The 23,288-nt window shown below is 47.3% G+C and carries 23 protein-coding genes; 7 read left to right on the forward strand and 16 right to left on the reverse strand.

Going from position 1 to position 23,288, the window contains the following annotated elements; all coding sequences use genetic code 11:
- Positions 1-297 precede the first annotated feature (297 nt).
- From FJQ87_RS00920 to FJQ87_RS00975, 12 genes are all read right to left on the reverse strand, one after another.
- Positions 298-1,275 (reverse strand): formate dehydrogenase subunit gamma, encoded by a 978-nt coding sequence (locus tag FJQ87_RS00920; RefSeq protein WP_140930093.1) that lies wholly within the window; start codon positions 1,273-1,275, stop codon positions 298-300.
- A 68-nt stretch (positions 1,276-1,343) separates the two neighbouring features.
- Complete coding sequence (gene fdh3B, locus FJQ87_RS00925; protein WP_140930094.1) at positions 1,344-1,913, reverse strand: formate dehydrogenase FDH3 subunit beta; 570 nt, start codon at positions 1,911-1,913, stop codon at positions 1,344-1,346.
- Positions 1,914-1,942: 29 nt separating this feature from the next.
- A complete protein-coding gene (locus FJQ87_RS00930) occupies positions 1,943-4,795 on the reverse strand; it encodes a formate dehydrogenase subunit alpha (RefSeq protein ID WP_140930095.1) in 2,853 nt (950 codons plus the stop codon).
- A 15-nt stretch (positions 4,796-4,810) separates the two neighbouring features.
- Complete coding sequence (locus FJQ87_RS00935) at positions 4,811-5,008, reverse strand: twin-arginine translocation signal domain-containing protein (RefSeq protein ID WP_140930096.1); 198 nt, start codon at positions 5,006-5,008, stop codon at positions 4,811-4,813.
- A gap of 468 nt (positions 5,009-5,476) precedes the next feature.
- A complete protein-coding gene (locus FJQ87_RS00940; RefSeq protein WP_240778788.1) occupies positions 5,477-6,565 on the reverse strand; it encodes a formate dehydrogenase subunit gamma in 1,089 nt (362 codons plus the stop codon).
- A gap of 31 nt (positions 6,566-6,596) precedes the next feature.
- Positions 6,597-7,199: a formate dehydrogenase FDH3 subunit beta gene (fdh3B, locus tag FJQ87_RS00945; protein ID WP_140930097.1), complete on the reverse strand. Its 603-nt coding sequence runs from the start codon at positions 7,197-7,199 to the stop codon at positions 6,597-6,599.
- A gap of 23 nt (positions 7,200-7,222) precedes the next feature.
- Complete coding sequence (locus FJQ87_RS00950) at positions 7,223-10,069, reverse strand: molybdopterin-dependent oxidoreductase (protein WP_140930098.1); 2,847 nt, start codon at positions 10,067-10,069, stop codon at positions 7,223-7,225.
- A gap of 63 nt (positions 10,070-10,132) precedes the next feature.
- A complete protein-coding gene (locus tag FJQ87_RS00955) occupies positions 10,133-10,324 on the reverse strand; it encodes a formate dehydrogenase (RefSeq protein ID WP_140930099.1) in 192 nt (63 codons plus the stop codon).
- A 124-nt stretch (positions 10,325-10,448) separates the two neighbouring features.
- The gene (locus FJQ87_RS00960) at positions 10,449-11,114 is read right to left on the reverse strand and encodes a molecular chaperone TorD family protein (RefSeq protein WP_140930100.1); all 666 of its coding nucleotides are present in this window, start codon (positions 11,112-11,114) and stop codon (positions 10,449-10,451) included.
- Between the two features lie 9 nt (positions 11,115-11,123).
- Positions 11,124-12,737, reverse strand: a complete 1,614-nt coding sequence (locus FJQ87_RS00965; RefSeq protein WP_140933928.1) for a 4Fe-4S binding protein — start codon at positions 12,735-12,737, stop codon at positions 11,124-11,126.
- Positions 12,738-12,923: 186 nt separating this feature from the next.
- Positions 12,924-13,586 carry a DUF3306 domain-containing protein gene (locus FJQ87_RS00970; RefSeq protein WP_140930101.1) on the reverse strand — a complete coding sequence of 221 codons (663 nt, stop codon included), beginning with the start codon at positions 13,584-13,586 and terminating at the stop codon, positions 12,924-12,926.
- The gene (locus FJQ87_RS00975; RefSeq protein ID WP_140930102.1) at positions 13,583-14,038 is read right to left on the reverse strand and encodes a DUF3305 domain-containing protein; all 456 of its coding nucleotides are present in this window, start codon (positions 14,036-14,038) and stop codon (positions 13,583-13,585) included. The genes FJQ87_RS00970 and FJQ87_RS00975 overlap by 4 nt, the downstream gene beginning before the upstream one ends.
- Positions 14,039-14,343: 305 nt before the next feature.
- On the opposite strand from FJQ87_RS00975, the gene FJQ87_RS00980 reads away from it, so the two are divergent.
- A complete protein-coding gene (locus FJQ87_RS00980; RefSeq protein ID WP_140930103.1) occupies positions 14,344-15,186 on the forward strand; it encodes a formate dehydrogenase accessory sulfurtransferase FdhD in 843 nt (280 codons plus the stop codon).
- The gene (locus FJQ87_RS00985; protein ID WP_140930104.1) at positions 15,183-16,088 is read left to right on the forward strand and encodes a helix-turn-helix transcriptional regulator; all 906 of its coding nucleotides are present in this window, start codon (positions 15,183-15,185) and stop codon (positions 16,086-16,088) included. The genes FJQ87_RS00980 and FJQ87_RS00985 overlap by 4 nt, the downstream gene beginning before the upstream one ends.
- 66 nt (positions 16,089-16,154) lie before the next feature.
- On the opposite strand, the gene rlmF is transcribed toward FJQ87_RS00985, so the two are convergent.
- Together rlmF and FJQ87_RS00995 are read right to left on the reverse strand one after the other, a co-directional pair.
- Entirely contained in the window at positions 16,155-17,165 is a 1,011-nt protein-coding gene (rlmF, locus tag FJQ87_RS00990; protein ID WP_140930105.1) for a 23S rRNA (adenine(1618)-N(6))-methyltransferase RlmF, read from the reverse strand.
- 36 nt (positions 17,166-17,201) lie between these two features.
- Positions 17,202-17,606, reverse strand: a complete 405-nt coding sequence (locus tag FJQ87_RS00995) for a flagellar basal body-associated protein FliL (RefSeq protein ID WP_140933930.1) — start codon at positions 17,604-17,606, stop codon at positions 17,202-17,204.
- A gap of 106 nt (positions 17,607-17,712) precedes the next feature.
- On the opposite strand from FJQ87_RS00995, the gene FJQ87_RS01000 reads away from it, so the two are divergent.
- Positions 17,713-18,261, forward strand: a complete 549-nt coding sequence (locus tag FJQ87_RS01000) for a chorismate lyase (RefSeq protein WP_140930106.1) — start codon at positions 17,713-17,715, stop codon at positions 18,259-18,261.
- Positions 18,262-18,288: 27 nt separating this feature from the next.
- Here the strand turns inward: FJQ87_RS01000 and FJQ87_RS01005 are convergent, their stop codons facing one another.
- Entirely contained in the window at positions 18,289-18,882 is a 594-nt protein-coding gene (locus FJQ87_RS01005) for a YhgN family NAAT transporter (protein WP_140930107.1), read from the reverse strand.
- Between the two features lie 196 nt (positions 18,883-19,078).
- Between FJQ87_RS01005 and FJQ87_RS01010 the strand changes: the two genes are divergently transcribed.
- Entirely contained in the window at positions 19,079-20,614 is a 1,536-nt protein-coding gene (locus tag FJQ87_RS01010) for a metal transporter (RefSeq protein ID WP_140930108.1), read from the forward strand.
- 55 nt (positions 20,615-20,669) lie between these two features.
- On the forward strand, positions 20,670-21,431 hold the full coding sequence (locus FJQ87_RS01015) for an NRDE family protein (RefSeq protein WP_140930109.1): 762 nt from the start codon (positions 20,670-20,672) through the stop codon (positions 21,429-21,431).
- Here the strand turns inward: FJQ87_RS01015 and FJQ87_RS01020 are convergent.
- On the reverse strand, positions 21,406-21,828 hold the full coding sequence (locus FJQ87_RS01020) for an SgcJ/EcaC family oxidoreductase (protein WP_140930110.1): 423 nt from the start codon (positions 21,826-21,828) through the stop codon (positions 21,406-21,408). The genes FJQ87_RS01015 and FJQ87_RS01020 overlap by 26 nt on opposite strands.
- 245 nt (positions 21,829-22,073) lie before the next feature.
- Here FJQ87_RS01020 and FJQ87_RS01025 point away from each other — a divergent pair, with 245 nt between their 5' ends.
- Both FJQ87_RS01025 and FJQ87_RS01030 read left to right on the forward strand, forming a co-directional pair.
- Positions 22,074-22,625 (forward strand): lysophospholipid acyltransferase family protein, encoded by a 552-nt coding sequence (locus tag FJQ87_RS01025; RefSeq protein WP_140930111.1) that lies wholly within the window; start codon positions 22,074-22,076, stop codon positions 22,623-22,625.
- An 80-nt stretch (positions 22,626-22,705) separates the two neighbouring features.
- Positions 22,706-23,089, forward strand: coding sequence for a RidA family protein (locus FJQ87_RS01030; protein ID WP_140930112.1), 384 nt, complete (start codon positions 22,706-22,708; stop codon positions 23,087-23,089).
- Positions 23,090-23,288: the final 199 nt, after the last annotated feature.

A 23,288-nucleotide genomic window follows, 5' to 3' on the forward strand; every position in this document is an offset into this window, starting at 1 on the left:
TGCAATGCATCCAGCCTGCTGCCATATCCACTTAACTCACCTCGACATTTATCCCCAGTGATGCGATTACAGCACTTATTCTCATCACCGTATGATTAGATTAAGCAAGTTATTCAACTCACAAAGTGATTAAATTAAGAGGGTGATTTGAATCAATCGCGTGGATTTAATGCGCCAAGTGGTTCGCGCAGTTTGGCCAATCTAACCACTCTTGCCGTCAGCAGACCCCCCCCATTGCCGACAGGCAACAAAAAGCCCCGCATCGGCGGGGCTTTTGAGGCGCTAAAGTGTTAAGACTTAGTCTTTATACTTCAGGGTACCGTTCTCTTTGATTTCATCAAACCACAGGTTGTGGTGTTGTGAAGCCCAGTTCTCATCACAGTAGCCAGACACCATACATTCCATACCACCTTCAGACATAACAGTTGCCATGAAGATGTGAACAATGGAGAAAGCACAGATGATGATGGCGCTAACGCCATGAACAATCAGAGCCAATAAGCTTAAGTTGCGGCTTGGTTCAAACAGGTTAGGGAACAATAACATCATGCCAGATACTGAGATCAGTAAACCGAACATGGCGAAAGTCCAGAACCATAACTTCTCACCCGCGTTGGCAAAGCCAGCATCAGGGTGTTGGCCTTTGAAAGGACCGAAGTTAATGTAACCACCAACAACCATGAACCACTTAACGTCGTACATAGTTGGGATTTGGTTTTTAGCCCACAGCACTGTCATCAGTGCCCAACCCAGCATAAATGGAATCGCTACCACGTCATGCACTTGCTTAGCACCATAGACTAAACCAGCCCATACGCCTTCACCCAAATAAGGTTGGAAGAAGAAACGACCTGCCAGCAGTACTAGACCTGTGACAATCAGCAGTAAGCACGGGATGGCGCCTAACCAGTGAATGGCAACATCGGATTTGGACCAGCGAAATACCATCTTGCCTGAATAACCGTGGTGCAACTTAGAAATACCGTTGACCGCAATAAACAGAACAAAAATGATAATCATGCCAAATAATGAGGCCATTAACGCTGGCGCTAACCAGTCGGCACGGGCTTCCAATACTCGTAAATCATAAGTATTGATAGCTTGACCGTGAAACTCACTCTTAGAGTCGGTGTAACCAACCACGCCATCCTTCAGCTGCGCCCATACCTGCGCATCCTGAGACTGGGCCACGGCCGCGTCACCACCATTGGCAAAAGCGACGGCACTGAATAACAGTGCGATGGCTAAGCCTATGTGTTTGAACAGTTTGTTCATAATCTATCCTCTAGGGTTGTCTCTGCCGTAACAGAGACAACTTGATGGACTGTCCTAAACTTGGAAAATTAATCCCAAGCTGCGTTCTTGGCGCCACGGTAAGCCACACGCTCACGGAAGATGGCAGAAACTACATCTGCATCACCCGCTAACAATGACTTAGTCGCACACAATTCAGCACACATTGGCAGCTTGCCTTCAGCCAGACGGTTAGCACCGTACTTCTTCAGTTCAGCTTCAGAGTGGTTCTCTTCTGGGCCACCGGCACAGAAAGTACACTTGTCCATCTTGCCACGGCTGCCGAAAGCACCGCTTTTCGGGAACTGAGGCGCGCCGAAAGGACAAGCATATAAACAGTAACCACAACCAATACAGGTGTCCTTGTCATGCAGTACCAGACCATCTTCAGTCTGATAGAAGCAGTTCGCAGGACATACCGCCATACATGGGGCATCGCTACAGTGCATACATGCCACAGAGATAGAGGCTTCACCACGTTGACCATCATTGATGGTTACTACGCGACGACGGTTAATACCCCACTCTAAAGCAGAGGCGTTTTCGTTCTTACAAGCAGTGACACAGCCGTTACATTCGATGCAGCGCTTGGTATCACATAAAAATTTCATTGTAGCCATAATGGCAATTCTCCTAGCTTATGCAGCACTTACGCTTTGGCAATCTGACACAGAGACGCTTTAGTCTCTTGCATCTGAGTCACAGGGTCATAACCATAGGTCAGAGCCGTGTTACAAGATTCACCGATCACGTAAGGCACTGTGCCTTCTGGATAGTTAGGTGCCAAGCTTTCGCCGTGCATCACACCTGCGAAGTGGTACGGCATAAAGGTTACGCCAGGCTTAACTCGAGGAGTTAACATAGCTTGTACCTTAATGCGTCCGCCTTCAGCGCCTTCCAGCCATACGTCATCACCATTACGGATGTTACGATCAGCGGCATCAGCTGGGTTGATTTCAACAAACATTTCTTGCTGAAGTTCTGCCAACCATGGGTTAGAACGAGATTCTTCACCACCACCTTCGTACTCAACCAGACGACCAGAAGTCAGTACCAGTGGGTACTTACCAGACAGGTCTTTTTCTTGGATTGACTTGTACAGAGTTGGCAAGCGATGTACTTGCATATCGTCATACGTTGGGTACTTAGATACCAAATCGCGACGAGCAGTGTACAGAGGCTCACGGTGTAACGGGATTTCGTCAGGGAAGGTCCATACGATACAACGCGCTTTAGCGTTACCAAATGGAATACAACCATGCTTAATCGCTACGCGCACGATACCGCCAGATAAGTCAGTCTTCCAGTTTTTGCCTTCAGCAGCCACTTTCTCTTCTGCAGTCAGCTCATCCCACCAGCCTAATTGCTTAAGCATTTGGGCAGAGAATTCTGGGTAACCATCTTCGATGTCAGAACCTTTAGAGAAGGTACCTTCGGCTAAGAGGTTTTCACCTTTGTATTCCACACCATAACGTGCACGGAAGTTACCACCACCGTCTTTAACGTGTTTGCTTGTGTCATACAGGATTTGGGTACCAGGATGCTTCATCTCTGGGGTGCCCCAACATGGCCAAGGCATACCATAGGTATCACCCTTACATGGGCCACCAGTGGCTTCCAGCGTCTTGTTGCTGAAAGTGCCCCAGTTCATGGTGTGCTCTTTGATACGCTCAGGGCTTTGACCTGTCATACCAATAGTCCACATACCACGGTTGATTTCGCGGGTAATGTCTTCAATGACAGGAACGCCATTTTCAACAGGAATACGCTTAGTTAACTCTTTATCGATACCGACTTTTTGTGCCAGACGGTACATGATTTCGATGTCAGTCTTAGATTCGAATAACGGCTCGATAACCTGCTCACGCCACTGCACTGAACGGCCTGAGTTAGATACTGAACCACGAGTCTCAAACTGAGTCGCCGCAGGCAGTAAGTACACGCCATTCTTACGGCGATGCATAACACCCGCCATAGTTGGGAATGGATCGACAACAACGACTGTGTCCATCTTGTCTAAGGCGTCACGCACTTCAGACTGACGAGTTTCAGTGTTAACTGATTGACCCCAGAAGAAAGCTAAACGGATGTTATCTTTCTGCGCCAGCTTAGCCTTGTCTTCTAACACACCGTCGTGCCAGCGTGAACAAGGAATACCTGGAGTAGTCATAGGCTCACGACCTAAGTAGGTACCGTGATCGAAGCGGCTCTTCATCCACTCCATATCCAGTTCCCATACGTTGGTCCAGTGCTGCCATGCAGCAGTAGTCAAACCGTAGTAACCTGGTAAGTTGTCAAACAGCAGACCTAAGTCAGTCGCTGCCTGTACGTTATCGTGGCCACGGAAAATGTTAGTACCGCCACCAGATACACCCATGTTACCCAGAGCCAACTGCAGAATACAGTAAGCGCGAGTGTTAGAGTTACCCACGTGATGCTGAGTACCACCCATACACCAAACTACGGTACCTGGACGGTTATCGGCCATCAGTTTAGCGGCTTGATAAACCACTTCTTCTGAACAACCAGTAACGTTTTCAACTTCTTTCGGGTTCCACTTAGCCACTTCTTCACGGATAGTATCCATTTCGAATACGCGTGACTCGATGAATGCCTTATCTTCCCAGCCATTTTGGAAAATGTGCCATAACATACCGTAGATAAACGGAATGTCAGTACCTGGACGAATTGGGCAATGCAGATCAGAGTGAGCAGCAGTACGAGTGAAACGTGGATCAACTACGATGATCTTAGCGTTGTTCTTCTCTTTAGCGATCAGAATGTGCTGCATGGCCACTGGGTGGGCTTCAGCTGGGTTAGCACCAATGAAGAAAATCGCATTGGCATTCTGAATGTCGTTGAAAGAGTTAGTTTGCGCACCATAGCCCCAAGTGTTAGCAACACCGGCTACCGTGGTAGAGTGACAAATACGTGCTGAGTGGTCGACGTTGTTCGTGCCCCACATTGCCGCCAGCTTACGGTAGAAGTAACAGCCTTCGTTAGAAAACTTAGCGCTACCCATGAAGTAAACTGAATCTGGACCTGATTCCTTGCGGATGTCCAACATCTTGTCGCCAACTTCATTGATGGCTTGTTCCCATGACAGACGCTTCCACTGACCGTCAACCAACTTCATTGGGTACTTCAGACGCTTTTCACCGTGACCATGTTCACGCAGTGCAGCACCTTTAGCACAGTGACCACCAGCGTTAAATGGGTGATCGAATGCTGGCTCTTGACCAGTCCACACGCCATTTTGTACTTCTGCATATAAACCACAACCAACAGCACAAGCAGAACAAATAGTACGCTTAACTTCGATTGGAGCATCATATGGAACGTCAGCCGCTTCAGCGCGACGCATCATACCAGTACCCAGTAATGAGGCAGCCGCAATACCACCAGTGGCGATACCAGCATGCTTCATAAATTGACGACGGCTAATACCTAGCGTCGGCTTGTCAGCCACAGTGGCGACATTTGACTTGCGAGTTAATTTCATCGCGAATTCTCCTGATTAGCTGCGCAGGCTATTGTAATAAGCACGAATATGCGCAGTTTCGTGGTAACCATCTTCCGATTTAGCTACCTTACTGCTCTCACTTGCCTGAGCGACGCTGACACCTGCGGTAGCAATCACGGCACCGGCCGCACTACCTACTGTCAGAGCCTTCAGCAGCGATCTGCGGTTCAGATCTGGCTGTTGTTTTTTCATTGTTGCTCCTGATTAATCGACGTTGAAACACATAGACAACGCCTTGATAAAGCCAATTCACCGCAAGCACAACTTGTTGCGAATTGGTTAAAAACTCACGATTTTTCATGGTCTTAAAAAGCGAGTTAACTATAAAAGTTTTATCTGAATAAACCTTGATCAGGGTGGGGTTTCCGGGTTGTTTTCGCCACAATTCGGCCAAGAGTGCGACCTTGATCACATTGTTAATCAGGCTGACATGGTGGGAGCGGCAAAAAACTTTCAAAGATTAGTTACAAATGAAAAACACTTAAACTCTTGGTATAAAAAGCCACCATTTAGCGAGTGTATGTGCGCCTAATTGGCGACTAAAACAGCGAAATTAAACGGTTACACGAGTCAAAGGCGGGGGTAGCCATAAAAATACCCAGCACTTAGGCTGGGTATGGGGCTTGATATAGGCCACTAAATTAACGGTAACTAAGGCAGTTAAGTTAGCCCATTGGGCTTGTATTTCAGCAGACCTTGGCTTTTAAGTTCGTCATACCAAAGGTTGTGGTGCTGCATCGCCCAGTTCTCATCACAATAACCGGACACCATAGACTCAAGTCCACCTTCACTTAATACGGTCGCCATCCACACATGCACTATGGTGAACGCGATTAAGATCACAGCGGCCGCATCATGGGCCAGTAATGCCAGCACAGAAACATCCCGCGCTAGCTCTAATTTGGGCAATAACAGCAATAACCCCGACACCACGACCACTAGTCCAAACAGAGTTAAGGTCCAAAACCACATCTTTTCACCGGCATTGGCAAAGCCGCTATCAGGATGCTTACCCTTGAACGGCCCAAAGTTAATATAGCCGCCCACGGTCGCAAACCATTTAAGGTCGTACATCTTAAAGGTCTGTAGTGGTAGCCATTTCACTATGCACATTATCCAAGACACCATAAACACTGGGCTTATCCAATCGTGAATCGTCTTGCTGCCATAAATCAGCGCCGCCCAGATGGAAGCTGGCACTAAAGGTTGCAGCACAAAGCGCCCCAACAGAATATTAAGCCCAGTAAACATCAAGGTTAAACAGCTAATAGCCATCAACCAATGCAGCCAAATATCGAGCTTACTCCAGCGTTCCACCATTTTTCCGGAAAAGCCATGAGCCAATTTGGCTGGACCATTAATTAGAAAAAACAATAAGAACAAACCAAAGACACCGACAACCGCAAACGCCATCGCTGGCATCATGTACTCACTGCGAACTAGCTTACCCTCATTGCCAACCACATTAATGAGCTGGTCGGCCCCTGTGGTTTGCGCTGAGGTTACCCCTTGATCGCCATTTTTAATGGCCGACCACAACTCGACCTCAGCTTGCTGCGGATGCAACTGTATGGTTTGCATCGCTTGCTGCTGCGCTGCGAGCACTTGTTGTTGCTGCGCCATTAACGCCTGTTCTGACACTGCCTGCTCTGACGGCGCAGGCTTAGGGCTAGCGTCAGCGGCATAAGCCATGGGCGCTGTCACCAGTAGCACTAATGCCAACAGGTGACGGATTTGTTGAATCAACATCTGCATCTCCTTACCTAACACTTAGGTGGCATTACTGCGCTGGGATGCCCCCAGTCTCTGGCACATAGCCCCAAATGGCATTTGGGTTGCTGCGCGCCGCGACTCGAGCGCGGTATATGTTTGAAATCACTTCAGCATCGCCTGCCAGCAGCGCCTTGGTGGAACACATCTCAGCGCATAGCGGCAACTTGCCTTCGGCAATCCGGTTAGCCCCATAGAGCTTTTGCTGTTGCTCTGAGAAGTTATCCCCGGGACCACCCGCGCAAAAGGTGCACTTATCCATTTTTCCGCGCGAACCAAAACTGGTTTTTTGCGGAAATTGAGGCGCACCAAAGGGACAAGCGTAAAAACAATAGCCGCAGCCAATGCAGGTTTCCTTATCGTGCAGCACTATGCCTTCATCGGTTCGATAAAAACAATCGGCAGGACACACGGCCATGCAAGGCGCATCACTGCAATGCATACAGGCCACAGATATTGACGCTTCCCCAGGTTCACCATCGTGCAAGGTCACCACGCGCCGACGCTGAATGCCCCAAACTAAGGCCTCAGAATTGGCATTAGAGCAAGCCGTGACACAACCGTTACACTCGATGCAGCGCTTGGTGTCACATAAAAATTTCATGACTGCCATGATAGCAATCTCCTCATCAAGGGTTATGCCCGACTAATCTGGCACAGGGTGGCTTTGGTTTCTTGCATTTGAGTCACCACATCATAACCATAGGTCATGGCGGTATTGGCGGACTCACCGATCACATAGGGCTCTGTGCCTTCAGGGTAATCCTTAGCCAAACTCTTAGACTCAAACACACCCGCGAAATGAAATGGCATAAAGGTTTCACCGGGAATTACCCTAGGTGTCACCATGGCCGCCACTTCAATGATCGCCCCTTCTGGACTATGCACTTTGACCTTATCACCATCGCGTATGCCCCGGTCTTGGGCATCCTTAGGATTAAGTTCTATGTACATTTCTTGCTGTAATTGCGCTAACCAAGGGTTTGAACGCGTCTCTTCACCGCCGCCTTCATATTCCACTATCCGCCCTGTGGTCAGCACTAGCGGAAAGCCTTTCGCAAAGTCTTGTTTTTGAATGGACTCGTACAAAGTTGGCAGCCGTGCCACATATTGATCAGCATAAGTTGGGTATAGCGGCACTAAGTCGCGCCTTGGGGTATAAAGCGGCTCTCTATGAATTGGAATCTTGTCGGGGAAGGTCCAGACAGTGCAACGCGCCTTAGCATTACCATAAGGAGTGCAGCCATTGGCTATCGCCACACGCTGAATACCCCCCGATAGATCTGTCTTCCAGTTTTTACCTTCGGCGGCGCTTTGCTCAGCTGGAGTTAACTGATTCCACCAGCCCAGTTGTTTAAGCATGGCATCGGTGAATTCTGGATAACCATCTTCAATGGCGCTGCCCTTAGACCAAGAGTCAACCGCCAAGATACTTTTGCCCTCATGCTCAACCCCAAAGCGCGCCCTAAAGGTTCCGCCACCATTACGCACTTCTAGATCGGTGCGATATAAAATCTGGGTGCCTGGGTGCTTCATCTCAGGCGTGCCCCAACATGGCCAAGGCAAACCATAGGTTTCTCCAGCACATGGGCCACCAGCGGCTTGCAGACTATCCGCGCTAAATTCGCCCCAGTTTTCTTGATGTAACTTCAAACGTTCTGGGCTTTGGCCGGTATAGCCTATGGTCCACATGCCGCGGTTAAACTCGCGGGTAATGTCTTCAACTAACGGCTCGCTGCCATTGACCTTAATGTTTTTAAACATTTGGGCATCTATGCCCCAATGCTTGGCCAGCAAATAGATGATTTCATGATCGGGTTTACATTCAAACAAGGGCTCAATGACCTTAGAGCGCCATTGGATCGAGCGGTTAGTGGCTGAAACTGAGCCATAGGTTTCAAACTGAGTGGCCGCGGGCAACAAATACACGCCATCACTGCGCTCAGGCATGACCCCTGCCATAGTAGGAAATGGGTCAACTACGACCACCATATCCATAGCATCTAGTGCTTTACGGACGGTGGGCCCACGGGTTTCAGTATTTACTGACTGCCCCCAGAAAAATGCCATACGAATATTGTCGCGCTGGGCAATTTTATCTTTGGGTTCAAGCACCCCATCTTGCCAACGGGAACACGGAATACCGGTTGAGTGCATTGGCTCTTGGCCGAGATAAGTGCCTTGATCAAAGCGGCTCTTCATCCACGCATACTCAAGCCCCCATACGGCGCCCCAGTGCTCCCACGCACCTGAGGTTAAGCCGTAGTAGCCCGGTAAATTATCAAACAATAAGCCAAAATCGGTGGCGCCTTGCACATTGTCGTGGCCACGGAAAATATTAGTGCCACCGCCAGGCACCCCCATGTTACCTAAGGCCAACTGCAAGATGCAGTAAGCGCGGGTATTGGAGTTGCCCATATGATGCTGAGTCCCGCCCATACACCAGACTATGGTGCCGGGGCGATAATCGGCCAGAATTTTTGCCACTCTAAACATCTGCTCTTTAGTGACACCCGCGATATTTTCGACCACATCCGGCGGGAATTTTTTCACTTCGTCACGAATTAACTCCATGCCGTACACACGCTCTTCTACAAACTGCTTATCTTCCCAGCCATTTTCAAAAATGTGCCATAACAAGCCGTAAATAAAAGGAATATCAGTACCCGGGCGAATATGAACATATTCATCACTCTTGGCCGCGGTATGGGTAAAGCGAGGATCCACCACTATGATTTTGGCGCCGCGCTCTTTACCAATCAAAATATGCTGCATGGCCACAGGGTGCGCTTCACAAGGATTGGCGCCCACAAAGATCATGCTCTTAGCATTACGCATGTCATTGATTGAGTTGCTTTGCGCGCCATAGCCCCAAGTGTTGGCCACACCAGCCACTGTGGTTGAGTGACAAATTCGCGCTGAATGGTCGACGTTATTTGTGCCCCACAAGGCCGCTAATTTGCGATAGAGATAGGCTTGCTCATTAGAGAATTTGGCGCTGCCCATAAAGAAAATGGAATCTGGCCCGGATTGCTCACGAATTTCGAGGGCTTTATTGCCGACCTCATTAATCGCTTGCTCCCAGCTAATGCGCTTCCACTTACCACCTTCTTTTTTCATGGGGTATTTAAGACGACGATCGCCATGGCCAACTTCACGCACAGCAGCGCCTTTGGCACAATGACCACCGGAATTAAAGGGGTGATCGAAGGCGGGTTCTTGATCTGTCCACACGCCATTTTGCACATGAGCATAAATGCCACAGCCAACGGCGCAGTGAGTACAAATGGTTTTTTTAACTTCGATAGGGGTATCGTGGGGGATAAATTCGGCATGAGCTTTGCGCATCATGGCCGTGCCAAGCATGGAAGCGGCGGCTATGCCACCTGCGGATAATCCGGCAGTTTTAAGAAACTGACGGCGATTTAGGCCTAAGCCTGATTTGGGCAAGCTGACCTTATCTGATGTGCGTGTTAGTCGCATCACACATCCTCCTCTAATTGTTGACGCCTAAGCGCCTATCCGAAACCGTTTTATACTGCTGCGTTAACGCAAACTGGCATAGTAGGCACGAATATGGGGGGTTTCTCGGTAACCTTCACCTTTAACTACTGCAGGGGTGACGTCGTTTGATTCAGCTGCTACCGGTGCTATTACTATCACCGCTGCGCTCGCTACTGTGCCGACCGTTAAGGCTTTTAAGGCCTCCCGACGACTCATGGCTGCTTGCTGTTTCATGGCCTCTCCTATTAACACAAGGGCATATGCCCGGCTTACGGAGGCATCCTTGCCTCCTTAATTCACTGTCTACTTTCCTATTACCGCTTGGGCGGCAGACAGTCCCGATAAGGGCTAATCGCCCTTAATTCACCTTAATCTCTTCCACTGCCGCTGTTTCCATATCGGAATTTCCAGGACAATTCACTGGAATATCTAGGCTTAATTGTTCAAATTCAGCCGCTTCTAATACAAAGAAGGCTTTGGCCAATTGTGCCACTGTTACATAAAACGCTGCACTTGGCGCTGCGGCTAAGGTATCGCAAAAACGATTAACCCAGCTGCCCATATGGCGCTGATAGAAAGCCAGTTGACGATAGCTTGGCATCTCTAAAATCAAGGTAGCCATCACTTCACATAAGGCGGCGACGTGATCTTCTGGCTCTTTGACGTTTTCTTCACGCTCAAAACCTAATTGCTTTAAGTCATTGCGCAGTAAGGCTAATGGCTTATCCATCAGCGAGCCTGTCATAAACCAGCTACCGTAAGGCAGCACTTCACCGCGGCCAACACCTAAGAAGACGTCAAAGTATTCATCTTCTAACTGGGTCGCATTAAATTGCGCGGCGGCCAGTTTCAGCGCTAACCAGGCGCGGGTCATGTCATTGTCATCATTCGCTTCAATATCAAGCTCAGCTAAAAAGTCTAATAACTCTTGGCTAGGTTGGCGGCGAAGCAGGGCCGCAAGCAACTGATAAATATCGGCTCGCAACTGATCGTTTTCACTTACTTCTCTTACTTGGTCGGTCATATTTGCACTCTATCTCAGTTGCTTTTCTGGATCTTGAAGTATGTCTTCAAACATATCTTTAACGCGGCAATCACCGCACATTTTTAAGCGTTCAATATTGGCGCTAAAGGCACTGTGGGCCCCGACCATATCGAGCATGCGATGCACCATAGACTGGGTTGCAAACGCACTGCCACAGCGGATACATTCAAATGGCGCTTCTTCTTTAATAGTTTTAAGCGTCTGACGACTGTCACTATTAAAGTTGATTTGCGCCGTTAAGCTAATGGCATTTTCAGGACAGGCCGCTTCACACAAGCCGCACTGCACGCAATCTTGCTCAGTAAAGCGCAAGGCTGGCATGTCACCGCCATCACGCAGCGCCTGAGTTGGACAAATAGCCACACAAGACACACACAAGGTGCACTTTTCAAGATTAACATTCACTTGGCCAAACGGAATATTAGCCATAGGCACAATAGACACTACTGCGCCCGCTTGTGTATTAAGGTGATCGATAGCTGTATATAGCACGCTACGTTTAGACGCTGCGGCAATTTGGGTTGGCGCGATAACCGGCCATAAATTGCTGATAGCCAGCTGCGAATCAAGCTCGGCAATGGCAGCATCATGAATTAAGCTGATGCGTTCTGGTTGTCCCATTTCACTTAAGATGCGATTAGCTAAGCCCAATTCACCATTCAGCATTTGGGTTAAGGTTGGCGCTGTAGTATCGGTTTGCATGATCAACACTTGGCGCGCACCAAAGGCTAACGCCGCAAACCAATGCTCCATCGAAGCGACTGTGATTTCTTCTAAAGCCACAGGCAATACATCACCCGCTAATTGCTGCTGCAATTGCTCGGCGGCGACATTGCTGTCATGGAATAAAATCACCGGGGCTACGCTGGCTTCATCACTAAAGCGCGCAATCAGCTTTTGCAGATAAGTTAATAACGACTGCGGATTAGGTAAGTCATAACTAATGGCGCCAGTTGGGCACGCATTGGTACAACTACCGGCGCCATGACACAGGTATGGGTCAATAGTGATCAACTTGTCTTGGCTGCTGATAGCATCTGCCGGACAGAAGTTAAGGCACAAGTTACAACCATTGATGCCATTGCGGTTATGAGCGCAAATATCGCTATTAACCTTAACGTATCTAGGTTTATCAAACTCACCGACTAACTCAGGAATATCGCTAAGCGCGGCGGCTAACTTGGCTTCGTCATACCCCACATGAAAATAGCCTGGCGGCAACATTTCTAGGTTCAAATTTGGGGTGTGGCTTAAATCTAAAATCATATCAAAGTGTGGCTTGCGAATGGCCACCACACTTAATGGTGCTAAGGTTTCGCCTTGCTCAACCGTCACCTGAAATTGACCTAAAAAGCCTTTAATATCGACAATTTTATTATAAAAACATTCGACATTAACTGCTGAGTTCATCACTTTTTCAAGATGAGCATCATCCTGACTGGTAATAGCATCAGTCGCTAAAATGACTAAGCTCGCCATTTGTGGCAGCTTAGCCGCTGCTAGGCGAGCTAAATCTTCTGGCCCAAGAATAAGCACATTACCTTGGGTGGTATAGCTCACTGTCGGAGGGATCAAATTCTGCAGAATTTGGGTGTTCGCCATGACACGCTGGCGAATATTTTTCAGCTCCAGTGGATGTTGTTTATTGTTCACATTGCATTCCTGAACATGACCCTGTTAATGACTTTGCGTGTGTGTTCCATTTTATATTGTTGAATTTCCATAAGAGTTCTACAAATACACACAGCAAGAGCCATACCAGAGTGGAGGCCTTTATAATTCACTAAACTAACCCAAAGTAACAGGTTGAGTTTCATCGATTGATTCGGTTGCCACTTTTTGATCATTTGCCACTAATGGCTCTGGCAAATTGTCTACATTGTCATCGTGACTATTAAGCATGACATCTGGCGCGGCTTCATCTTGCGCACTATCACTATCCACCACATCCATGACGTGATGATCGTTGATCTGGCTAGTGTGCTCAGCTACTTGTGCGGCTTGTTGCGCCTCTTTTTCGGCTAACTCTTTTTGCTCTCTTTCAATCACTCGCTTAAATACTTTATTGACTAGTTCAGCCGACACTTCAGCGCTTAATTTAGGCTGATTGCTGTAATCCAATGCATATTCAAGTAAGCCATCAATTTCATTAAAGTGAGGCTGTTTCCATAAGGCTCTTAACGCCGCTTTTTTCGCTAATGGGTCAACATTGTCGCCCATAAAGCTGGCAAAGCTGCCGCCCACTTCAATTTTTTCAGGGTCGGGCAAGGGCTGTGGAGCCTCAGCTTCTGTAGGCTCTGCGTCCGCGGGCAAGTCATCGCTGATTTGCGCTGATGATTCCTCTGTTGCCTGCTGCTCTAGCAAGGCTTTCGCTTCATCTTCCTTGGCTTCTGCAGCAACCTGTTGGCGACGTAAGTGCCAACGGCTGAGTAATCCGTTGCCAGATGTCATCGACTTCTCCCTTGCTGGGCTTGTTCTTTACGGCGGTTAACGTGTTTACGTCTGTGCGCACTGATTTCCACTTCGCCATGGCGAGTAATAAAGGCTTCTAACCAGCAGGCTACCGCATCAGGCATAGCCATGCTCAGTACTGGGGTATCACCCTCTAAGCAACCCGCTGCGACATTTTGGTCAGCAGACACCACGGCTGGCACCCAAGTGCCATCTTCTAATTCATCGCAGACGATAAATAACGTTGGATTTTCCATATCCAGATTGAGGCGATAACTGGCGCGCTCATCTAAAAACAGCTCTAACGCCACGGTTTTAAAGCCTGCAGGGGTATTTTCATCCCCAGGTAATACTTGATCTAATTCCCATTGGATCGAGGTCCAGCGTCCCACTTGCTTCTCTACTTTTTTCAGAGAAACGTGCATAGGCCAAATACTTTCAGAATGTTGCATTATGACTCCGAATCTTAATCCTGCTTAAATCAGGAAGGATGTCGTTTACTAAGCGGATCGTGCTCGCTCAAGGGCTAAACCGCAACAAGCAATTTTAATGCCATAGCTACATTCAGAGAGTTCTTTGAGCTGGATCATTAATTGCCGCGTTCCATAGGGACAAATTGTCCAATTATCGCCTTAAGTAGGGACATAATCACCACTGCGACTAAGTAAAGTGAGATCTTTACCGCAAAATATAGCGTTTTTAATTTTAGGTACGATCCTTGCAAGGTAAGGCGTAGAATTTAGCGAGACCAGAATCAATGATAACTCCAACATCAAAAATTGCTTTTATTAAAACTCAAGCCGAAGTGCCTATGACCATAGCGGTCACCGCAGTCAACGAAAAGGGCGAAGTTCAGGATAAATTCATCGCCTGTGAACGGCCATTAACCATTTATCTAAATTGGCGCCCGATAGTGACCTTAATGACCTTAGGCGCCAGACCTGAGGCACTAGTGCTAGGTTATTTGAAAAACCAAGGGTTTATTTCAGATCTTAGCCAACTGAAATCTGTGATTGTCGACTGGGATACTAACTCTGCCGCGGTAGTTACTGATGAGCAAGATGCTGATATAGAACAAAAACTAAGTGAAAAAACCGTGACTACCGGTTGTGGTCAAGGCACTGTATTTGGCGGCTTTATGCAAGGCGTAGAAGATATTGTGCTGCCAACCCCAAGCCTGAAACAAAGCACCTTGTACGCGCTACTCAATAACATTAACGACTATAACGAAACCTACAAGAATGCAGGCGCGGTCCATGGTTGCGGTTTATGTGAAGATGCCACTATCACAGCCTTCGTGGAAGACATTGGTCGCCACAATGCAGTCGATACCTTGGCGGGCGACATGTGGCTAGCACAAGACACTGGCAGTAATAAGATTTTCTACACCACAGGCCGTCTGACCTCAGAGATGGTGATTAAAGTGGCCAAAATGGGCATACCGGTATTGTTATCTCGTAGCGGTGTTACCCAAATGGGCTTAGAGCTAGCGCAAAAGCTTGGTATTACTATGGTGGCGCGCGCTAAAGGCCGTCACTTCTTAGTGTACAACGGCGCTGAAACCATAGCATTCGACGCCAAGCCAGAGGCCAAAGCATGACCGACAGCAGTGATCAGATTTACATGAGCGCTCGCCAAGTCGCTGACTATTTAGATTTAAATGAAAAGAAAGTCTATTCCATGGCTAATGACCGCATTTTGCCAGCGACTAAAATCACGGGTAAATGGTTATTCCCTAAGATTTTGATTGATAGATGGATTATGGACTCCTGCCATAATGGCATGCTCACCGACCGCATGCTGATCACTGGCAGTGATGACCCGTTATTGTCCATGACAGTCGCCCGCATGATGGCCGAAATTGGTAGCCGCGAGTTAATCAGCTATAGCTCCACAGGTTCGCGCCTAGGTTTAGATTTGCTGTCTAAAGGCTATGCCGATGTCTGTACCTTACATTGGGGCTCAATTGAAGAGCGCAACATTCGCCACCCCGCCTTACTTAAAGGTTATGCCAATCATCAGCAATGGGTCATGGTGCATGGTTATCAGCGCCGCCAAGGCTTACTGTTAAGACCAGATTTACATCACCTTGGCCAACAGCAGCAACAATTGGCCTCGCAGCCATTACGTTGGGTGAGTCGCCAAGGCGGCGCTGGTAGTCAGCAACATTTGGAGCATTGGTTACTGACCCAAGGCAAGCAACTCTCAGAAATCAATCAAGTGGTGACGGCTTATAGTGAGCGCGAGCTAGCAGGTTATATTGCTCGGGGAGACGCCGATGTTGGTTTTGGTTGTGAAGCTGTTGCCAACGAAAGCGGCCTGATTTTCATTCCAATTTTGCATGAATCCTTTGATTTTGTCATGCCGCAAAACATCTATTTCAGACGCCAATTACAGCATTTGTTTAAGCTACTCACGAGCGCTGAATCAAGACAAATGGCAGCGTTATTGGGGGGATACGATCTCTCAAATACTGGCAGCTTAATTTGGAGCGCGACCTAAATAAAAACAGGCCATTGATCTAATGGCCTGTTTTAGTTTTCATCTAATCGCTTATATACCTAAGCCTTATATGCCAAAGCTGGGCGCCATGCCAAATTTTGGCTGCTGCGCTTTAAGCTTTAACCATTGCTTGCGATTGGCCGCGGGTAAATAACTCCAGGCCAATACGCGCGTAAGTTTATTGCCTTGCTGCATCTCAATGACTTTCACTTCATCGGCGCCTAATTGAGTTAATAACTTACGGCACGGCGCAAGATTTTCGCCCTTAGAGACTAAAGACGTAAACCATAAACATTGATGGCTGAACTCACGGCTTTCGTTAATCATGTTAGTTAAAAAGCCTAACTCGCCGCCTTGACACCATAACTCATTGGCTTGACCGCCAAAGTTAAGCTTAGGCTCGGCCGCTTGTCCTTTAGCTAAACCAAGATTATTCACTTTACGAGTAGCCGCTTGAGTAGCGGCTTGCGCTGATTCGTGAAATGGCGGATTGCACAGGGTAATGTCAAACAGTTCGCCCGCTTGAATAATCCCTTTAAAAATCGCACTTGGGTTAGATTGCAGTCGCAATTGCAGCGCACTAGTTAACAAAGGATTAGCCTTGATGATGGCCGCAACATTATCTAATGAAGCCTGAGCGATATCCGATGCCACAAACTGCCAGCCGTAACTGCTATGGCCAAGTAACGGGTAGACACCATTAGCGCCAGTGCCGATATCAAGCAGCTTAATGGCCTTGCCTGTGATTGGCTTATTATTGATGAGCAGTAAGTCCGCAATATGGTGAATGTAATCCACCCGCCCAGGTATAGGTGGGCACAAGGCGCCTGCGGGTATGCTCCAGCCTTTAATGCCATAATCGGCCAGTAATATGGCGCTATTTAAGCTTTTAACGGCATCTGGGTTGGCAAAATCAATGGAAACTCGGCCATAGCCGTTATCTCGGGAAAAGCTAGATAAGCTCGGAAGAGCAAGACAAAGCCGTTCAAAATCATAACCTTTGTTATGAATATTGCGTGGGTGCAAACCGACTTTGTCGAGCGGCGCTGGGATTTTTTTCGTGTGTTTAAATGCCATATTGACCAATCTAAGACTGATCTACGTCAACACAGATCAATCATATAAATAACGGGTAAAGAGTAAATTGACGACCGATGCCTGACCAGTTTCCTTGGTCAATAGCTCATTGACGGTATCGTAACACTCACGCCGGATCTCTTCACGCCCGGTCAGCGATTTAATTTTTTCTTCGGTTTGATTTCCAATAATTTCAATAATAGCGCTGCGCAGCAAAGGATCGTGACGCTCTAATGCGGCTAAATCAGCCGAATTTTTTACCATCAACTCAATGGTAATGCGCACAAAACCTAACTTATTACCTTTGCTTAGATAATTGGTGACTATTTCAGGCTCAAAGCCGTAATAACCAAAATCGTCTTTAACTTCTTCTTCCGCCGCCATCGCGCTTGTCCCAATAACAGTTGCAAGTATTATCATCATTGCCATTAGTATCTTCATGATAAACATCGATTCCTTAATTAATCTCAGCTGACAAGCTTTGCTATGTGTCGATTTTAGGTCATGGTAAACTGCAGAAGATAGTCATTATTGTGATGAGTTTTCCATGCCCATGACCGACCTTTGCTTTCCTAATGGTGAATCAATTCAATGGTTTTCGCCAGATAAACCCAACAAATTACCAGAAGGTCTTATGGCTCAATGGTTAGTCGATAAGGGAAGCTTAACTGCTAGGCTCAAAAATTGCTGTCAGCAATTCGATGTAAAATTGATAGCGGCAACTCAAACACCATCAAGCCTGTGGATCCGTGAAGTCTTGCTCTGTCTTGATGGTATTCCTTGGATATTCGCCCATACCGAAATTCCCGATGCCTTAATGCACCACCCGCTAAGCCAACTGGCAACCTTAGGTAATCGCCCATTGGGTGAGCAATTGTTTGCCGGCAACTTTACCGCGGGCGCCATTGAAATCGCCAGTTTTAACGGTCAAAAGGCGTTAGCGCGCCTACCTATGGCTATGGTAGCCACAGGCGAAGAGCCGCTTTGGGGGCGCCGCCGTTATTTTCATTTAGGCGATCAATCATTAGTGGTTAGTGAAATCTTTTTGCCCAAAGCGCGCGCCGCCATTGAAGCGAGTGCTAGTGTTCAAAGTTAAGCAGCCAAACAAGTGAGCCTTAAGCGATTAGCCTTGAGTTGCTAGGTAACTGCCGACGCCATCAAGGAACATTTGCACTGATAGCATTACCAGCACCATACCCATTAATCGCTCCATAGCCGTTAGGCCTTTCTCACCAAGCACGCGCGTAAATACCTGATGGAACATTAAGATCACCGCACTCAGCGCCCATGCAGAAGTCAGTGCTACAGTCCAATCGACCATACGATGCGGATCGGTATGCGCTAATAAAATCAGCGCCGCTAAAATAGAAGGGCCTGCCATTAACGGAATGGCCATAGGGACAATAAATGGCTCTTCGCCAGCCGCCAGCCCTGTTACCCCGCCAGGCTGGGGGAAAATCATTTTAATTGCGATAAGAAACAAAATAATCCCGCCGGCAATACTTACCGACTCAGAACGCAGATTTAAGAAATTGAGAATGGACTCGCCAGCGAATAAGAACATCATCATGATCACCAGCGATATTAATAGCTCGCGCACTAATACTCGTCGGCGTTTTTTGGGTTCTATATGGCGCAATATTGACGCGAATATGGGTAGGTTTCCCAGAGGATCCATAATCAAAAACAGCATGACAGCAGCCGACCAAGTTTCCATACAGGCACATCGCTATAGATCAAGAAGATACTGCAGGCATTCTATAACAATCTAGCCACAGGTCTATAGAAATCACTGTTAATACAACGACATTCTCTTACATTTATCATGCCATAAAATTAACAATACTATCTCTGCTGAAATCAATGACAACTGTTATAATGACCGACTTATCTAGCCAACCCCTCTTGAGATTATGCTGTATTTAGTTGCGAGTTGCTTAGCCTTACTATTGGGCCCCTTATTTTATCGTTATTTCACTTCGGGTAGTGGTTTACACAAGGGCCTAGATGGTTTCATTTTTGTCTCATTAGGTGGCTTAGTTCTTATCCACATTTTGCCAGAACTGTTAGAGCACGGTGGGCTGTTGGCGCTGGTGTTTGTGTTCTTAGGCGTGTGGGGACCCACCGCCAGCGAAAAGCTATTTCATCGCTGGTCAACCATGACTCATAACCTCACCTTAATCTTAGGTATCGGCGGGTTATTACTGCACACCATAACCGATGGCAGCGCTATGGTACTGTCGCAGCAAGAGGGTGCTTCGCCCTTATTAGCCCTCGGGGTCGTGCTGCACCGCTTACCTGTAGGCTTAGCTATCTGGTGGCTGTTAAAGCCACAAGTGGGTACACGTTGGGCGAGCGCTGTGCTTGCCGCCATGATGGCACTGACAGCCTTTGGCTACTTTGCCAGTGGCCCGCTTATCCAACATTTAAGCTTAAATAATACCGTTTATTTACAAGCCTTTGTCACCGGTTCTATCTTGCATGTGGTTATGCATCAGCCCCACGGGCAATCAGGCCATGACACCAAAGGCAAGTATGAATATCAAGCCGGTATTGGCAGTTTGCTTGGTGTAGGGTTACTCATTCTGCTGTTGAGCTTAGATTCAGGCGCCCACAGCGGTCATCATCATGATCACAGCACAGAGCAATTAATCGAATGGCTGACTAGCATAGCGCCGGGATTATTGCTGGCCTACGCCGCCGCTAGCCTTAGGTTTGTGTTTGGCATTCGCCCTAATACTCATAAGCTCAACAGCTTATGGCTGCAACGCTTAGCGGGCCCAGAGGCACTGCTAGTGACCTTATTCCTGCTTGGCCCTAAGATGATGTTGCTACAAGGTGCAGGGCTGCTGGTGATTGGCGCTATGCTGAGTTATTGGAAAATAACCCCAGTTCAGCCCCATCAACACATACCACATCAGTCAATTCAGTTTGGTTTTGTCCACTTAGTTGACCGCTCTGCGCCTTGGATTATCTTCTGCTTAATCCTCGCCAATTTAGTGGGCCATCCATCTGTGCCCCTTAATCATCCGTTATTACAACTCGCAGTATTGGCGATAGTGTTTCTGCCAAGTCGTTTTTGTAACTTGGCAGGCGCCGTACTTGCGGTTGCGCTTGCCAACAGCGGCTGGAGTAATACCGCCGTACTATTTGCCTTAATCGCCGCCCCAATAGCTAACAAAGCGCAATTGATGGACTTAACTTGGGCGCAAAGATCACTGTTAGTCGCCGCTATGGCAGCTACCTTATTCATAGGTTCAAGCTTAGAAATTAGTTGGCAGCCATGGTTAGTCTTGCCTGAAAGCGTTAACTACATGGCCTTAGGTATGCTGGCATTATTGTTTGCTGGTAGCTTATTGCGTGTGGGGCCAAGAGGGGTAATGAAACGCTTAATGCTTGATAAAGTAAAAATTAGTCATCACCACGATGGCCATGATCACCATCATTGACATCAAGTTGATAAGCATACAGGCTAACTTAAGTTAACTAACGAGATTAGCCTGTATGTGTATTTTGTTTTTGGCCATCGCTGCCCACCCTAGCTATCCACTGATAGTTTGTGCGAATCGCGATGAGTTTCATCATAGAGCCACCCAACCCTTGCATCGCTGGCAGCAACCGTCTGGCATTCTCGCGGGTAAGGATTTACAAGCCGGTGGCACTTGGCTTGGTATCAATCAGCGAGGGCATTTTGCAGCCCTCACCAACCTGAGAGCGCCAGCATCTGAGCAGCAAAATCGCCTGTCACGAGGAGAATTAGTACTTAAGGCGCTCACTACAGAAAATATCAGCCCTTGGCTAAGCAAACATGCCCGCAGTTACAACCCGTTTAATCTAATTTACCAGCAAGATAATGAGTACTATTGCTTTAATAGCTTGCTCGGCATAAGTCAAAAACTCGCCCCAGGTTTTCATGCCATTAGTAATGGCGCCATGGATGATGAATGGCCGAAGATGGCAACTGGTCGAAATGCCTTAGAAGCCCTAATAACTACTTCACCTACACTCACCCATCAGCAGTTAGAGCCACTACTGCGCGACCAAAGTCGCCCAGAGGATGCGCAGCTTCCTGATACCGGCGTGAGTAAAGAGTGGGAGCGTTTGCTGTCAGCCATCTTCATCACCAGTCCAGACTATGGCACTCGCAGCGCAAGCGTTCTAATTAAAGACAACTATGGTAACTGCGCCCTTAGCGAAACTCGATTTAACAACAAGGGCAAGATACTTGGCACTGAGCTCGTTAATCTGAAGAATGATCATGGGTAATTACCCATTTACCATCCATCTTTTCTATCAACAAGGTAAACACGCCAGAGGGCGCATCTTTGACTCGCTTTAGCTGCCAGCGGCCAACCACTAATGCCGAGTAATTACTGAGCATGCGGATTTCTTTGACGGTAAAACTTAACTTACCCAAAGATTGTGCGTTAGGGTAATTGCGCTTATAGGCAGCTAAAATCTCCTGCCAGCCATAATTAAACTTACCAGCGGACACAAAGCGCAGCTTAGGGTTATTCCAATAACCTTGCATATAAGCATCGAGATCCCCTTGATTCCACGCTTGTTCTTGTGCCCTGATCACAGTCATTATGTCATCGGTAGGTACCGCCTGTAGCGGCAGCGACATGATTAGCAACATCAATAAATAGCAGTGGCGTAGCATTGAATTTCTCCCTTTACTCAATTACCTCCACTATACCCAAGTGAGACACAGATGCTAATTTCAATCATAATTTTGCGTCACGCACCGAGTTAACGGCAATAAAAGCGAATATCCTTAATAATAAATCAAGGTCATCAAGTGCTTGTCCATAAAAGCTAAACCTAGCTATTGCGGCGCTGTGATATGCTAATAATTGCTTTACTAGTTAATCCCATTACCTTTTTTAGCACTAATAGTGAGTCACTATGGTTTATCAATTTTGCCGCTGGTTAATGAAAATCTCAGGTTGGAGTTTTGAAGGCGCGCCGCCCGCCATCAATCAGTACATTATGATTGTTGGCCCCCATACCAGTAATTGGGATTTTATTATTGGAGTTATCGCTAGAGGCGCGCTCAACACTAAGATTAACTTTCTAGGTAAGCATCAATTATTTATACCGCCTTGGGGATGGTTTTTTAAAGCAATTGGCGGCAGTCCAGTCGATAGAAGAAAAAACAATAATCTGGTGGATTCGGCGGCGCAGTTATTCGCAAACCATCCGCACTATAAATTAGCACTAGCACCAGAGGGTACTCGTAGCCCAGTGACTCGTTGGAAAACGGGCTTTTATCATATAGCCACCAAAGCCAAGGTTCCTATTGTTGCTGTTGGCCTTGATTTTAGTCGCAAAAAAATTGTTATTGCCGCGCCACTCATGCCAAGTGACAATCAAGCGCAGGATATCAATCAATTATTAGATTTCTTTCGCACCATTCACGGCCGTAAACCTAAGCTCATTCCAAAATATACGGATTAATAGCCGCACCTGCTCGAAGCTTGAATCGATTATGTTTACAATAGATGTCACTAATGTAAGGCTCACTCTTAGGAAATCTCATGAAAATTGTTATAAATACTGCAAGCGCACCTGCCGCCATCGGTCCTTATTCTCAAGGTATGGCGTTCGACAACTTAGTATTTACCTCTGGCCAAATTCCTTTAGATCCAGCCACTATGGAATTTGTTCCAGGCGGCATTAAAGAGCAATCACAGCAATCACTAACAAACCTTAAGGCTGTGTTAGAGCAAGCGGGTGCGGGTTTAGATACTGTTATTAAAACTACCTGTTTCTTAGCTGATATGGCCGATTTTGCGGCATTTAACGAAGTGTACACTGAGTTCTTTGGCACTCAAGCCGCTCCAGCGCGCTCATGCATTCAAGCCGCACGCTTACCAAAAGATGCCTTAGTGGAAGTGGAAGCCATTGCTTTCATTCGATAAGTAACAGTAAGCACCAACAAAAGGTCACTCATGGTGACCTTTTTATTACCCGTAAATCGAATCCAAAAAGCCCTTCTAAGCTATTGTTCAGCAGCCCCTCAGTTATACCCCAAATAAATGTGACCGTCTAGCTAACCACACCTCGCATCGTTAATCTGATTATTTGAAAATATCTGCTCATTGATAAATTTGGAGCAGG

Source organism: Shewanella sp. SNU WT4, assembly GCF_006494715.1.
Taxonomy (GTDB): Bacteria; Pseudomonadota; Gammaproteobacteria; order Enterobacterales; family Shewanellaceae; genus Shewanella.